The sequence below is a fragment of the Apilactobacillus kunkeei DSM 12361 = ATCC 700308 genome (genome assembly GCF_001281265.1).
GTDB classification, from domain to species: domain Bacteria; phylum Bacillota; class Bacilli; order Lactobacillales; family Lactobacillaceae; genus Apilactobacillus; species Apilactobacillus kunkeei.
In genome coordinates, this window is the sequence record NZ_JXDB01000007.1 from 37,381 (window position 1) to 51,386 (window position 14,006).

The window sequence follows — 14,006 nt, forward strand, 5'->3', positions numbered from 1 at the left end:
CAGAAAAAAATAGAACATTTGGCAGATTTAATTAGTCAAAACCTTGGTTTTGGCTATTTTTTATGAGGAGGATAATTCGTGAGAGTTAGAAATAAGCCATGGGCAGACGGTTATATCAAAGATAACCAAAAATATATTGTGACTGATCCTGAAAACTGGATTGGCAAATGGTCACAACGTTTTGAAAAGGAACAACCAATTCATATTGAAATTGGAACAGGAAAGGGTCAATTCATCGTTGAAATGGCCAAAAAGCATCCTGAAGTGAACTTTTTAGGTATCGAAATTCAAAAGACAGTTATTGCAATTGCTTTGAAAAAGGTAGTTGAAGCTGATTTACCAAACCTACAATTGGTTCATACCGATGGTGCTGGTGTAGATACCTTCTTTGGTAAACATGAAATTGATACAGTTTACCTAAACTTCTCAGATCCATGGCCAAAGAAGCGTCATGCTAAGAGAAGACTTACTTCACCAACATTCTTGGATAGTTATAAAACAATTTTAAAGGAAGACGCTCCTGTCGTTTTCAAGACCGATAACCGTGGCTTATTTGAATACTCTGTAATCACTTTCAATAACTACGGAATGTATTTCGACTTATTATCACTTGATTTACACAATAGTGAATACATGGAAGATAATGTTGAAACTGAATATGAACACAAATTTAGTAGTAAAGGTCCAATCTACAAGATTGTTGCTTACTTCAACAAAAAAGAAGACTAATTAATAGTCTTCTTGAAGTTCGTTAATCCATTTGAATTGATAGTTAGAATTAATTTCAAAGTATCGTTCAATTATTTCATCGTTTTCTAAAACGTTGATAGCACCAACGTAATCTTTATTGTTATTCTTTTTCATAACCCAGCTACCGTAAACTTTGCTTTTGTTTAAAGTATTTTTTGCATGAGTTATTTGTAGGTTAATTTTTTTAATATGTTTTTCTTGCTTAATCTTTTTAGCAACTAAAACACTAGTGCCGATAACTCCAATTGCAAGGGTTGAAACGATTGCATTTTTAGACTTAATGATATATCACATCCTTTTTGTATTAGGATACATTATATTACATTCAAATTTATAATCAAACTGCATCGAAAACAGCAAGAAATAAGTTATAATAAAGAAAAAAATAATTGGAGTGAATAAACATGAAACAATTACCAACAATGAACTTAGCTGAATTAAAGAAGACTGTTAGCGATGGCAAGTACATGCTATTCTTCTCAGCTGACTGGTGCCCAGATTGCTCATTCATCAAGCCAGCAATGCCAGAAATTGAAGCAGAATACCCAGATTACAAATTTATCGCAGTTGATCGTGACCAAAACATTGATTTAGCTGCTGATTTAGCAATCTTTGGTATTCCAAGCTTTGTTGCATTCGAAAACGGTGAAGAAATTGGCCGTTACGTAAACAAAGATAGAAAAACAAAGAAACAAGTAGAAGAATTTATCGATTCTCTATAATAATTAATATGTGGAAGGTAAGATTTAATGTTAATTGCAAGTTATAACCCAAAACAAACTGGTGACATTTTAGTTGTCATCTTGGATGAAGACGCGAAAGAACAAAAGGTAGAACAAATTGGTAATGTTGTCAGAATTTCTGATGTAGAAAACGACCACGTTACTGGTTTTAACTTTACTAACGCTTCTGAAGTACTACCACGTTTAAAGGAAGTAAATGGTGAAGTTACCTTAACTCAAGAAGATTTAAATGCCCTAAACAAGTCATTATCTGATAATGGAATTAAGGACACTATTGAATTGGATACTGATCCAAAGTTTGTTGTGGGATATGTAAAATCTGTTAAAGAACATCCTAAGTCTGACCACCTAAAGATTACTGAAACTGAAATTAATGATGGTAGGACACTACAAATCGTTAGTGGTTCTCCAAACATGCAAGAAGACATCAAGGTAGTCGTAGCCAAAGTTGGTGCAATGATGCCGGATGGACTAATTATTTGGCCTGGCGAATTAAAGGGTGAAGAAAGTAACGGAATGATTTGTTCAGGTCGTGAACTATTAATTCCAAATGCACCACAAAGACCAGGTGCTTTGATTCTACCTAATGATTACCAAGAAGTTGGAGAAGCTTTTGATTTTGACAAAGCTGACACATTATTTTCAAGATAAGTAAGAGGTAGGGGATTTAAAATCCCCGCTATACATAAATTTTTAGATTAAGGATGACGCTTGAATGGAACACTATGACGGACCTGCTTTTTACCGTAAATATAATGTTTTAGGTAAAAACGATGAATTAAAACATAATAATAAGTCTAATAAAAGTGAATCCCGAACTAATAGAGATGCAACTGTAAGACAAAGTAATGATTCTGAAGATTATCCTCTACTTAACAGGGATAATCCAATTGCTAAGAGAGCAGCAGCTTTTAAACCTAGTCATAATTCAACTAGTGGCTCAAAAGTGCAATTCTACCAAAATGAAACTTCTAGCAAATTCAGAAAAATTATGAATCAACTTGATCGTCACAATGAAGAATTAATTGGTATGACAAGTGATGATACTGGAGCTATTGATTTAGATCGAGAAGAAATTAACACTTCAGAAGACGAATCAATTTCAACTAGTCAAGCTGATGCAGTTGATGAACAATCAATTGAACAATTTAATGACATAGAAGCAGAACCATACTCAACACCTTACATCGATAGAAGTAAGGCTGCTGAAAGTGAAACAGAATCCAAAGAAGCAGTTGTGACTGATAGTGAATCTTTTTCTGTGAGTGACACTGTTGCTGATGCCACTGTGACTTCAAGTAATGAAGTCCTACAAAGTGATGAACAAAGCAGTTCATCTAATCAATCTTCGTTTAATAAGTTTATGGGGATGGTAAATCAAGATGCTGATGATCATCTAGTATCAGAATCAGAAAACGATGCTGAAGATGATACTCAAACTCATGACTATTACGATGATGAATCTGATAGTGATAGTTACGCTCCTTCAGATAGTGATGATATTGTGTCTTCACATGCTGAAGTAAATAATTCATCAGTTGATGGAGATACTACTAAATTTGTTTCATCCGATTATGATGTTTCAAACAATGAAGAAGAAAGCGCTGAAATTGATGAAACAGCAACTGAAACAAGTGGTAATGACGATAATGAACACTTTAAAGAACCACATGAAGAAAAGAGAAACATTGAAAATCATGGATTAGGACACTCTTTGTCATCAATCTTGAATCAAGAGCAAAACGTGCAAAAAGACTTGTCTATCTTTAATAATCGTCCAGTTTCGCAATCTAACGTTGCAGAAGATGATGATACATCTAAGGAAGAATATCATCATGATGAAAGTGTTTCTGCTGATTACGATGATAAGGGCTACCAATTCCCATCTATGAATTTGTTAGAACCGTCAGATGAATTTGAAGATGATTCAATGGATGATTGGATTGAAAATCAAGCTGAAATCTTGGATGAAACACTACGTGCTTTTAATGTGGATGCAAACGTTGTTGATTGGACCAATGGACCAACAGTCACACAATTCCAAATTAAGCTTCAACTAGGGGTTAAGGTAAGCAAGATTACCAACCTAACAGATGACTTGAAACTAGCATTGGCTGCCAAGGACATCAGAATTGAAGCGCCAATTCCTGGAAAGACAACTGTAGGTATCGAAATTCCAAATCCAAAACCAAGACCGGTTAGATTATCTGAAGTATTGGATACACCACAGTTTGAAAAGACAGATAAACCACTTACCGTTGCTTTAGGGGTTGACCTAACAGGTAAACCTCAAATGACAGACTTGAGTAAGATGCCTCACGGTTTAATTGCCGGGGCAACTGGTTCAGGGAAGAGTGTGTTCTTAAATAGTTTATTAATTTCACTACTATACAAGGCAACTCCTGCACAATTAAAGATGATTTTAATTGATCCTAAGGCTGTTGAAATGGCGCCCTATGATAAGTTGCCACACTTACTTTCACCAGTTATTTCAGATCCAAAACAAGCCTCTGCAGCTTTGAAATGGTCTGTTAAGGAAATGGATGAAAGATATGAAAAACTTGCTGCAGCAGGGGCAAGAAACATCGAACAATTCAATCAAATGGCTGAACAAGCAGGTGAATACACCAAGAAGATGCCTTACATTTTGATTGTAATCGATGAGTTGGCCGACTTGATGATGGTTGCTTCTAATGAAGTTCAAGACTACATCGTCAGAATTACACAAAAGGCCAGAGCGGCAGGTATTCATTTGATTGTTGCTACTCAAAGACCTAGTGTTGACATTATTACCGGTACAATTAAGAATAATATTCCAACTCGTGTTGCCTTCATGGTATCCAGTCAAGTTGATTCAAGAACCATTATCGATACCGCTGGTGCCGAAAGATTACTTGGAAAAGGTGATATGTTGTACTTAGGAAATGGAGCAAGTCAATCTGCTCGTTTACAAGGTACATTTGTCACTAACGATGAAATCGAACGAGTAACCGATGAAGTTAGAAGACAAGGTGAACCAAAGTACGCCTTCCAACCTGATTCATTGTTGAAGAGCGTAAACCAAGTTGAACAACAAGACGAATTGATGCCAGATGTTTTGGAATACATTTCTAATGAAGAAACAGTATCTACATCAAAATTACAAAGAGTCTTCTCAATTGGATACAATCGAGCGGCCAGTTTGATTGATGAGTTAGAGAAGCATAATTATGTATCAGGTCAACATGGCTCTAAACCGAGAGATGTATATTTAACCGAAAGTGATTACAAAAAGTTAAATATTTAAAAAAGGGGCGCCATATCAGCTCAAATCTGATATTATAAGATTAATGAGAGATAAAAGGAGCATTTAATTATGGATGCAAAGAAAATATATCACTTTGTCGGTGTTAAAGGTACAGGAATGTCGGCAATGGCAAGAATTCTTAAAGATAGAGGATACGAAGTACAAGGTTCAGACATTGATAAATACACATTTACTCAAGTTGGTCTAGAACAAGCTGGAATTAAAGTACTTCCTTTTAACGTAGATAACATTAAAGAAGGTTTAACTGTAATTGCAGGTAACTCATTTACAGATGATCAACCAGAAATCAAAAAAGCAAGAGAAATGGGACTACCAGTATTTAGATACCACGAGTTCCTAGGTGAAATGATCAAGGGACACACTAGTATTGGTGTTTGTGGTGCCCACGGTAAGACAAGTACTACCGGTCTATTAGCCCATGTATTATCAGGAATTGCACCTACTGATTACCTTATCGGTGATGGTACAGGTAAAGGTGTTCCAAATGCTAGATTCTTTGCATACGAAGCTGACGAATACCGTCGTCATTTCCTAGCAACTAGTCCAGATTATGCCATCATGACTAACATTGACTTTGATCATCCTGATTACTACACTGGAATCGAAGATGTTAAGAGTGCATTCCAAACATTCGCTAACCAAACAAAGAAAGGTATCTTTGCTTGGGGTGATGATGAAAACCTAAGAGACATTAAAGCTGATGTTCCAATCTATTACTATGGTACTAGAGAAGACGATGACTTTAGAGCTGTTAACGTTGTTAAGAGCACTTCTGGTTCAGAATTTGATGTTGAATACAAGGGTAAGAAACTAGGTCATTTCCAAATTCACTTATATGGTGAACACAACGTGTTGAACGCATTAGCAGTTATCGCTGTTTCATACTTCGAACACGATAACCTAGATGAAGTTCAACGTGAACTAGAAACTTTCAAGGGTGTTAAGAGACGTTTTGCACAAAGAAAAGTTGCTGACATGACTATTATTGATGACTATGCTCATCATCCATCAGAAATTGATGCAACTATTGATGCTGCAAGACAAGAGTACCCAAACAAGAAGATTATTGCGGTATTCCAACCACACACATTTAGTCGTACAATCGCTTACCTAGATGATTTCGCTAAGAGCCTAAACAAGGCTGATGAAGTATACATCACTAAGATTTACAGCTCACCACGTGAAAAATCTGGTAAGATTTCAAGTGCTGACTTAGCAAACAAGATTACTAAGAATGGTGGTTTAATCGAAGCTGAAAACATGTCACCATTACTTGAATATCATGATGCTGTTGTCGTATTCATGGGTGCTGGAGATATTCAAAAGTACGAAAGAATCTACGAAAACTTGTTGAATGATGTAACAAATAACATGAATTAAACACTTGTAGTTTCTTACGATTCTGGTAGAATACTTCTAACACATCGTAAACAAGGAGGTTTATAGATTTTATGAATAACTATGATCAAGCTGGACGTCGTTTAGTAAACGATGCTTTCGGGATGAACAGATTTTTAACTAAGACATATGGATGGATGACTCTTTCAGTATTAATTTCGGGAATTGTTGCTTATCTAATGCGTGGAATGTACCACTCTGGTTTTCACTATGGAACAACTATTGTAGGTTTCATTCTATGGATGTTGTTAGCTTTTGCTACTCAATCAGTTGCTATGCGTAATGCATTCGCTGGATTTATTATGTTAGTGGTCTTTTCAGCATTAACAGGTGGATTATTCTCATATGTATTTTTGATATACAGTCCAACTGCAATTGCTGAAGCATTCTTCACTACTACCATTGATTTCGCCATTATGGCAATCATTGGTGTTACAACTAAGAAGAGCTTAGATAAGATTGGAACTCAAGCAATGGCTGCCTTCATAGCATTGTTTGTTGTAAGTATCATTAATATTTTCTTACACAATCCATTATTTGACCTATTCATTTCATTTATTGCTGTGATTATCTTTACAGCATTTACTGCTTATGACAGTCAAAAGATTAAGGAAGCATTTAACGAATATGGTTCTGAAGTATCAGAAAATGGTCTAGCCATTAATGGTGCGATGATTTTATACATGGACTTTATTAACCTATTCCTAAACTTACTAAGCATTTTTGGAATTGGTGACAATAACAGATAATAAAAAAGATGGTGTTTATACAACACCATCTTTTTTATTTTTTATATAATATACTATGCGTGCATGTTAAAATTAAATTATCGAAGAAAACGGTAAGGAGAATTATATGTCTGATAAGAGATTATTATTAATCGATGGAAATAGTATTACTTATAAAGCCTTCTTTGCTTTAATTAAATTAGTAGATCGGTTTACTAATAACGAAGGGGTACATACTAACGCAATTTATGGTTTCAACAACATGCTAAATATCATGTTAGATAAAGTAAAACCTACTCACGTTCTGGTAGCCTTTGATGCCGGAAAATCTACATTTAGAACAGAAATGTACTCTGATTACAAGGCTGGTAGAGACAAGACTCCTGAAGAATTAGTTGAACAATTCGACTACGTAAAAGAACTATTAAAAAATCGTGGTATTAAATATTACCAACTAAAAAATTATGAAGCAGATGACATTATCGGGACACTTTCAAAACAAGCCGATGGTTTGGGATTCGATACAACCATTGTTACTGGAGATAACGATTTAACTCAACTATGTTCAGATAAGACGACTGTATCAATTTCTAACCGTGGAGTTTCTGGTGTTGTAAGATACGATACTGACTATGTTAAAGAAACAATGGGAATTACCCCCGAACAAATTATTGATTGGAAAGCCTTGAAAGGTGATTCATCTGATAACTATTCTGGTGTTACCGGTGTCGGTGATAAGACATCCCTAAAACTAGTTAAGCAATTTGGCAGCGTGGAAAACCTATATGATCATCTTGATGAAGTTTCAGGTAAGAAACTAAAAGAACACCTAATTGAAGATAAGGATGAAGCTTTCCTAGCTAAAAAGTTAGCTAGAATCAATCGTGAAGCTCCAATCGAAATTTCAATTGATGATACAGAATACGAGGGAGATCATATTGATGATTTAATCGCATTTTATCGTCAAATGAACTTTAGAAAATTCCTTAGTGAAATGAACACCACTCAAAATGCCAATATGAAGGATATTGAATACTTTGAAGTTAGTGACGATACATTATCTGAAATTGCTGAACAAGACAGCGGCAAGGTGACATTTTATCTTGGTATGGATGGTGACAACTATCATGATGCTCCATTCATTGGATTTGCTTTAAAGATTAACGATAAGATTTATGTATCAAACGATGTTGAATATCTAAAGAGCAATCAGATTAAACAAATCATTGAAAGCAATGATGTTAAAAAAGATGTGTTTGATGCTAAGAGAACCTATGTTGGTTTAAATCGTTTAGGCATTACATTAAACAACGTTGATTTTGATTTATTGCTATCTTCATACCTATTGGACACAAATGACAATAGTAATGATTTAGGTAAAGTTGCTAATAGTCATGATTATTTTGATGTTCAATCAGATGATGATGTATATGGTAAGGGTGCTAAGCGTGAAATTCCTGAAGGCGATAAGTTATTTAACCATTTCGCTAGAAAGTTAAATGCCATTGATGCATTAAAAGATAAGCTATTCGATGGGTTAAAAGAAAATAACCAATGGGACCTATATACCGATGTTGAATTACCATTAACATTTGTATTAGCTAGAATGGAAATTGCTGGTGTGGTAGTTGATAAAGATGTTCTAAACGAAATGCAAAGCAAACTTTCTGAACGTTTGGAAGAAATCAAACAAAATATCTACAACGATGCTGGTGAAGAATTCAATATTGCATCCCCTAAGCAATTAGGTGTTATTCTATTTGAAAAATTACAGCTACCTGTAATTAAAAAGACTAAGACCGGTTATTCAACTGCAGTGGGCGTGTTAGAACAACTTGCCCCTGACTATCCAATTGTGGAAGCAATCCTTGAATATCGTCAATTATCTAAGATTCTATCAACCTATGTTGAAGGATTATTATCTGATATTCATGGGGATGGCAAGGTTCATACTAGATACTTACAAACACTTACCCAAACTGGAAGATTATCCTCAGTAGATCCTAACTTACAAAACATCCCGGTAAGAACTGAAGAAGGACGTAAAATTAGACAAGCGTTTGTGCCTAGTCATGATAACTACCAAATCTTCTCATCTGATTATTCTCAAATTGAATTGAGAGTGCTTGCATCTATCTCTGGTGACAAAAACATGCAAGATGAATTCATCCATAATGATGATATCCACGCATCGACAGCCAGAAGAATCTTTGGATTGAAGGATAACAGTGAAGTAACTCCTGAACTACGTCGTCAAGCTAAGGCCGTTAACTTTGGAATTGTTTATGGTATTTCCGACTTTGGTTTAGCCAAGAATACTGGAATCAGTCGTAAAGATGCTAAGGAGTTCATTGAAAAGTACTTTGCCGAATATCCTGGTGTTAAGAATTACATGGATGAAAGTGTTGAAAACGCAAAGAAAAATGGTTATGTTGAAACCATCCTTCACCGTCGACGTTATCTACCAGATATTAATTCAAAGAACTTTAACCTAAGATCATTTGCAGAAAGAACAGCAATGAACTCACCAATCCAAGGTAGTGCTGCTGATATCATTAAGATTGCAATGATTAAGATGGAAAAAGAATTAAACAAACGTGGCATGAAAGCCAAAATGTTATTACAAGTGCATGATGAATTAATTTTTGAAGCACCTGATGAAGAAATTGAAGTATTAAGCGAATTAGTACCAAAGGTAATGGACTCAGCTGTTGAACTTAACGTTCCGCTAAATGTTAAGAGCCATTATGGTAAAAACTGGTACAGTTTGAAATAAATTAAGTGAGGTTTAATGATATGCCTGAATTACCTGAAGTAGAAACTGTTAGAAGAGGTCTTACTAACTTAGTGGAAAGTGCTAAGGTTAAGACAATTGATGTATTATATCCAAAAATGATTAATGTTAGTGCAAAGGAATTCAAGGATACTCTAGAAGGCCACACTATTAATCGTATTGACCGCCGTGGTAAATACCTACTATTCAGATTTGATAACGAAATGACTTTGGTATCACATCTTAGAATGGAAGGTAAGTATGACGTAGAACCTGACGGCACTGAGCCAACTAAACATACTCATATTATTTTCCATATGGATGACGACCGTGAATTAAGATACAAAGATAGTCGTAAGTTCGGTCGAATGTACTTAGTTAAAAATGGTGACGAAAAAACTCTTTCTGGCTTAGGTACAATTGGTCCTGAACCAACTGATGAAACTCTAACATTTGATTACATGAAATCAATCATGAACAAAGCTAGAGGAAAGATTAAGCCATTTTTACTAAACCAAAGTAATATTGCTGGATTAGGTAATATTTACTGTGACGAAGTTTTATGGTTGACCAAGATTCACCCTGAAACTCAAACTAACTTAATTACTGATGAAGAAATTGAAGAATTAAGAAAAAACATTATTGCAGAAATAAAAATGGCAATTAAGGGACATGGAACTACTGTTCATTCTTATTCAAATGCATATGGGGAAGCTGGATCATTCCAAAACCATCTACATGTGTACGGTAGAAAAGGTGAACCTTGTGAACGCTGCGATACCTTATTAGAAAAGATTAAGGTAGCTCAACGAGGCACAACATTCTGTCCTAACTGTCAAAGAAAAGTGGTTGAATAATATGACAAGAGTAATTGGTTTGACTGGTGGCATTGCCACCGGAAAATCAACAGTGTCTGAGTATCTAGCAAGTGTTGGATATGAAATTATTGACGCTGATAAAATTACTCACCAGGTTCAATCAAAAGGCAGCAAGGGTCTAGAGGCTATTGCTGCCTTTTTTGGTAAAGATATTATCAAAGAAGATGGTGAGTTAAACCGACAAGAATTAGGTTCAATTGTGTTTAACGACAGATCTAAACTAATTGAACTAACCAGAATCATCGATCCATTCATTCGAAGCGAAGTAATCAGAAGAATTGATGAGACTAAAAATGATGTTGTCATTCTGGATGCACCGACCTTGTTTGAAAATGGTTATCACTTTATGTGTGATGATATTGTCAGCGTTATCTGTGATTTTGAGGAACAGGAAAAGCGCTTGATGGAACGTGATTCTTTATCTAAGGAAGAAGCGGATGCAAGAATTAAGAGCCAATGGCCTTTAAAAATTAAGGCAGAATTGTCCACTTGTGTGATTGATAGTAATGGAAGCATTATGCAAACACGCAATCAAGTGGTAAAATTGTTTAATAACATAGATTAATTGAGGTGAAACATATGCAATGTCCTCATTGCCATAAGAACTCTTCGAGAGTAGTTGACAGTCGTCCTGCCGAAAACGGCCAGGTAATCAGACGTCGACGTGAATGTGAAAATTGTAATTACAGATATACAACATTTGAAAGAATTGAACAAACACCATTATTAGTTATTAAGAACAACGGCAATCGTGAAGAATTTGATCATGAAAAGATTCTTCGTGGAATTATTCGTTCTGCTGAAAAACGTCCAGTGCCAATGGATGCAATGACATCTATCGCAGATAAGGTTGAAAACCGAATCCGTTCTTTGGGCGAAAACGAAGTATCAAGCCAACTAATTGGTGAATACGTGATGAAAGAACTAGTTAACGTTGATGAAATAGCTTATATTCGATTCGCTAGTGTTTATCGTCAATTTAAAGATATGACGGTCTTTTATAATGAGTTAAAAGAGGTATTAGATAAGGACCAAAAAAATAAAAAATAGCGGGGAATTAATATGACAGATCAATGGCGAGAGGTAGATCCTCTATCCAAGTTTATATTGTTGGCAGATGATGATTTATCTGACCTACAGAGAACTTCTTTGGATGTTTTATATCAACCAATCATTGGTGTCTTGCCCTATGCTTTGATTAACAACTTTTGGCGTATGAGTCATGAAAAAAAGACACATCAAGCACATAGTCATTTTGAAACCTTGTCTTATTTGAGTGTCGATATGAAATCATTCTACGATGCCCGCTTGAGATTAGAAGCGGCCGGGTTGATGAAGACATACATCAAGACTAGTGATAAGGTCGAAAAACAATACGTTTACCGTCTGGTTAGTCCACTATCCGTTAATGATTTCTTTATGGATGATTTACTAAGCGTTTCACTATTACAAGTTATTGGTGAAGATAGATATGTTGACTTATACAATGAATTTATCCGACCCGGATTTGATTTATCCGAATATAAAGACGTCTCAAGAAACTTCCTTCAAGTGTTTAATATTCGTGATAGTGAAGTTACCAACACACCAAAGGCAGTTCAACAAGTAAAAAATAGTATTAAGGATAATAGTAATGACGTTAAAGCCGGTCCAGTCACCAAAAAAAGTGATGACTTTGACTTTAACTTGCTATTAGATATGTTAAACCAGTCTTACGTTAATACGTTCGATGTTAAGAAGAATATCAATCTGATTAATTCAGAACATCAGTTGTACGGTATTGATGAGATTGAAATGGCTAAATTGATCGAAAAGGCAACCAATGTTACTAATAACGTCTTTGATCCAAACAACTTTAAGATTTTGGTATCAAGACAATTTCAATCAAATGCTGCTAACATATCACGTGAAGACACCAATGCTGATAAATCTACTGAGACAGATAGTAATGAATTAAATTCTCAGGAAAGACAATTGATTAAGTCGGCTAGTGAATATGCACCAATCGAATTTTTAAACTATTTGAAGAATGCCAAGGGTGGTTATGTTCACAGCAATGAGGAACGCATGATTTCTGACTTGGTTTCTAGACAAATCCTAAAGCCAGAAGTAATCAATATGATTGTTTATCATTTACTAATTGATCAAGAAAAGTCCGGTTTAAATAAGAACCTCTTTGAAGCAATCGCTGATGACTGGTCACAAAACAATGTTACCGATGCAAGTAAGGCGATTACTTTCATCAAGAATAGACAAAAAGAATTAAGTAAACCTAGAAAACCACGTTTCAATAACAATCGTAAGATGACGGTAAAAGAAACGCTTCCTGATTGGGCAAAAGATAACGAAAAGCCAAAGGAATATGGTAAGGTTAACGAAGATAAGAAAAAAGAACTAGAAGCAAGAATTCAAAAGCTTCGTAACAGTAGAAAAGAGGGTAGAGAATGAAAAACTTAAGTGATGAATTTGCAAAGACTTTAAGCAAACCAAAATACAATGAACGTTACCAACAATCAGTCAATGCTGTTTTAAATAATGAAGACGTTAAGTCATTTTTAAACAAGCACAAAGACGAATTGGAAGATGATGTTGTAAAACGCTCAATGTCAAAGCTATATGAATTCGTGCAAGAAAATAACAAACTAAAGAACAATCAACCGACAACAATTCCTGGATATACGCCAGTATTAGTTGTTAATAAGGGATTAATTGATATTTCATACGTTCCTACACAAGAAACTAAGGACAACATGAAGAAGGCCAAGGTACTTAAGAGAATTCATGCGGTTGCCATGCCTAAGAACATTAAAAATGTCACTTTAGATCAATTTGATTTAAGTGAAAATGATTATCGTATGAATGCAATGAGATTGGTTACTGATTTCATCGAGGAATATACCAATACACCTAAGAAGTGGCATCAAGGGATGTATCTATACGGTGAATTTGGTGTTGGGAAGACTTTCCTAATGGCTGCAATGGCCAACGAATTAGCCAAGAATGGATTTGAAGTAACATTGGTTCACTTCCCAAGCTTTGCAGTAGAAATGAAGAGTGCGATTTCCAGTAACTTGGTCGCTGACAAATTAGATGCAATTAAGAAGACACCAGTCTTAATCCTAGATGATATTGGTGCTGATTCTATGTCTTCATGGGTAAGGGATGATATCTTGGGTGTTATTCTTGAATACAGAATGCAAAACTCACTAAGCACATTCTTTACTTCCAACTTTTCAATGAAACAATTTGAAGAAGAACACCTAGCTGTTAACAATAAGGGTGATGTAGAACCACTTAAGGCTAAACGAATCATGCAACGTGTTCACTACTTGGCAAAAGAAGTAGGGATGTTTGGTCAAAATCGTCGCCCACAATAATTAATGCTTGACAATTTAAGCGTGACTGTCGATAATAAAGACAGTTGATAAA

At 35.2% G+C, this 14,006-nt stretch carries 13 protein-coding genes; 12 read left to right on the plus strand and 1 reads right to left on the minus strand.

The features are described from left to right. Nucleotides 1-78 precede the first annotated feature (78 nt). Nucleotides 79-729, plus strand: coding sequence for a tRNA (guanosine(46)-N7)-methyltransferase TrmB (trmB, locus tag RZ79_RS03020; protein ID WP_034531218.1), 651 nt, complete (start codon nt 79-81; stop codon nt 727-729). On the opposite strand, the gene RZ79_RS07320 is transcribed toward trmB, so the two are convergent. Next, nucleotides 730-864, minus strand: coding sequence for a hypothetical protein (locus tag RZ79_RS07320; protein ID WP_257719911.1), 135 nt, complete (start codon nt 862-864; stop codon nt 730-732). Between the two features lie 290 nt (nt 865-1,154). On the opposite strand from RZ79_RS07320, the gene RZ79_RS03025 reads away from it, so the two are divergent. From RZ79_RS03025 to dnaI, 11 genes are all read left to right on the plus strand, one after another. Further along, nucleotides 1,155-1,472 (plus strand): thioredoxin family protein, encoded by a 318-nt coding sequence (locus RZ79_RS03025; protein ID WP_054449904.1) that lies wholly within the window; start codon nt 1,155-1,157, stop codon nt 1,470-1,472. Between the two features lie 27 nt (nt 1,473-1,499). Continuing rightward, nucleotides 1,500-2,144, plus strand: a complete 645-nt coding sequence (ytpR, locus tag RZ79_RS03030) for a YtpR family tRNA-binding protein (RefSeq protein WP_054449905.1) — start codon at nt 1,500-1,502, stop codon at nt 2,142-2,144. Between the two features lie 64 nt (nt 2,145-2,208). Then, nucleotides 2,209-4,779 carry a DNA translocase FtsK gene (locus RZ79_RS03035; RefSeq protein ID WP_054449906.1) on the plus strand — a complete coding sequence of 857 codons (2,571 nt, stop codon included), beginning with the start codon at nt 2,209-2,211 and terminating at the stop codon, nt 4,777-4,779. 69 nt (nt 4,780-4,848) lie between these two features. After that, on the plus strand, nt 4,849-6,180 hold the full coding sequence (gene murC / locus RZ79_RS03040; protein ID WP_054449907.1) for a UDP-N-acetylmuramate--L-alanine ligase: 1,332 nt from the start codon (nt 4,849-4,851) through the stop codon (nt 6,178-6,180). A gap of 71 nt (nt 6,181-6,251) precedes the next feature. After that, the gene (locus RZ79_RS03045; protein WP_054449908.1) at nt 6,252-6,947 is read left to right on the plus strand and encodes a Bax inhibitor-1/YccA family protein; all 696 of its coding nucleotides are present in this window, start codon (nt 6,252-6,254) and stop codon (nt 6,945-6,947) included. A gap of 106 nt (nt 6,948-7,053) precedes the next feature. After that, the gene (gene polA, locus RZ79_RS03050; RefSeq protein ID WP_054449909.1) at nt 7,054-9,702 is read left to right on the plus strand and encodes a DNA polymerase I; all 2,649 of its coding nucleotides are present in this window, start codon (nt 7,054-7,056) and stop codon (nt 9,700-9,702) included. A 20-nt stretch (nt 9,703-9,722) separates the two neighbouring features. After that, nucleotides 9,723-10,556: a bifunctional DNA-formamidopyrimidine glycosylase/DNA-(apurinic or apyrimidinic site) lyase gene (gene mutM, locus RZ79_RS03055; RefSeq protein ID WP_053795375.1), complete on the plus strand. Its 834-nt coding sequence runs from the start codon at nt 9,723-9,725 to the stop codon at nt 10,554-10,556. Nucleotide 10,557: 1 nt separating this feature from the next. Then, the gene (coaE, locus tag RZ79_RS03060) at nt 10,558-11,142 is read left to right on the plus strand and encodes a dephospho-CoA kinase (RefSeq protein WP_054449910.1); all 585 of its coding nucleotides are present in this window, start codon (nt 10,558-10,560) and stop codon (nt 11,140-11,142) included. A 14-nt stretch (nt 11,143-11,156) separates the two neighbouring features. Then, nucleotides 11,157-11,627, plus strand: coding sequence for a transcriptional regulator NrdR (nrdR, locus tag RZ79_RS03065; RefSeq protein WP_034531205.1), 471 nt, complete (start codon nt 11,157-11,159; stop codon nt 11,625-11,627). A 12-nt stretch (nt 11,628-11,639) separates the two neighbouring features. Continuing rightward, nucleotides 11,640-13,025: a replication initiation and membrane attachment family protein gene (locus RZ79_RS03070; protein ID WP_054449911.1), complete on the plus strand. Its 1,386-nt coding sequence runs from the start codon at nt 11,640-11,642 to the stop codon at nt 13,023-13,025. After that, on the plus strand, nt 13,022-13,954 hold the full coding sequence (dnaI, locus tag RZ79_RS03075) for a primosomal protein DnaI (RefSeq protein WP_054449912.1): 933 nt from the start codon (nt 13,022-13,024) through the stop codon (nt 13,952-13,954). Before RZ79_RS03070 ends, dnaI begins: the two co-directional genes overlap by 4 nt. The last annotated feature ends 52 nt before the right edge of the window (nt 13,955-14,006 follow it).

Excerpts from the sequence above, each read along its gene's own strand:
- RZ79_RS07320 (WP_257719911.1), bottom strand. The coding sequence starts at position 864 with ATGAAAAAGAATAACAATAAAGATTACGTTGGTGCTATCAACGTTTTA.
- RZ79_RS03025 (WP_054449904.1), top strand. The coding sequence starts at position 1,155 with ATGAAACAATTACCAACAATGAACTTAGCTGAATTAAAGAAGACTGTT.
- ytpR (WP_054449905.1), top strand. The coding sequence starts at position 1,500 with ATGTTAATTGCAAGTTATAACCCAAAACAAACTGGTGACATTTTAGTT.
- RZ79_RS03035 (WP_054449906.1), top strand. The coding sequence starts at position 2,209 with ATGGAACACTATGACGGACCTGCTTTTTACCGTAAATATAATGTTTTA.
- murC (WP_054449907.1), top strand. The coding sequence starts at position 4,849 with ATGGATGCAAAGAAAATATATCACTTTGTCGGTGTTAAAGGTACAGGA.
- RZ79_RS03045 (WP_054449908.1), top strand. The coding sequence starts at position 6,252 with ATGAATAACTATGATCAAGCTGGACGTCGTTTAGTAAACGATGCTTTC.
- polA (WP_054449909.1), top strand. The coding sequence starts at position 7,054 with ATGTCTGATAAGAGATTATTATTAATCGATGGAAATAGTATTACTTAT.
- mutM (WP_053795375.1), top strand. The coding sequence starts at position 9,723 with ATGCCTGAATTACCTGAAGTAGAAACTGTTAGAAGAGGTCTTACTAAC.
- coaE (WP_054449910.1), top strand. The coding sequence starts at position 10,558 with ATGACAAGAGTAATTGGTTTGACTGGTGGCATTGCCACCGGAAAATCA.
- nrdR (WP_034531205.1), top strand. The coding sequence starts at position 11,157 with ATGCAATGTCCTCATTGCCATAAGAACTCTTCGAGAGTAGTTGACAGT.
- RZ79_RS03070 (WP_054449911.1), top strand. The coding sequence starts at position 11,640 with ATGACAGATCAATGGCGAGAGGTAGATCCTCTATCCAAGTTTATATTG.
- dnaI (WP_054449912.1), top strand. The coding sequence starts at position 13,022 with ATGAAAAACTTAAGTGATGAATTTGCAAAGACTTTAAGCAAACCAAAA.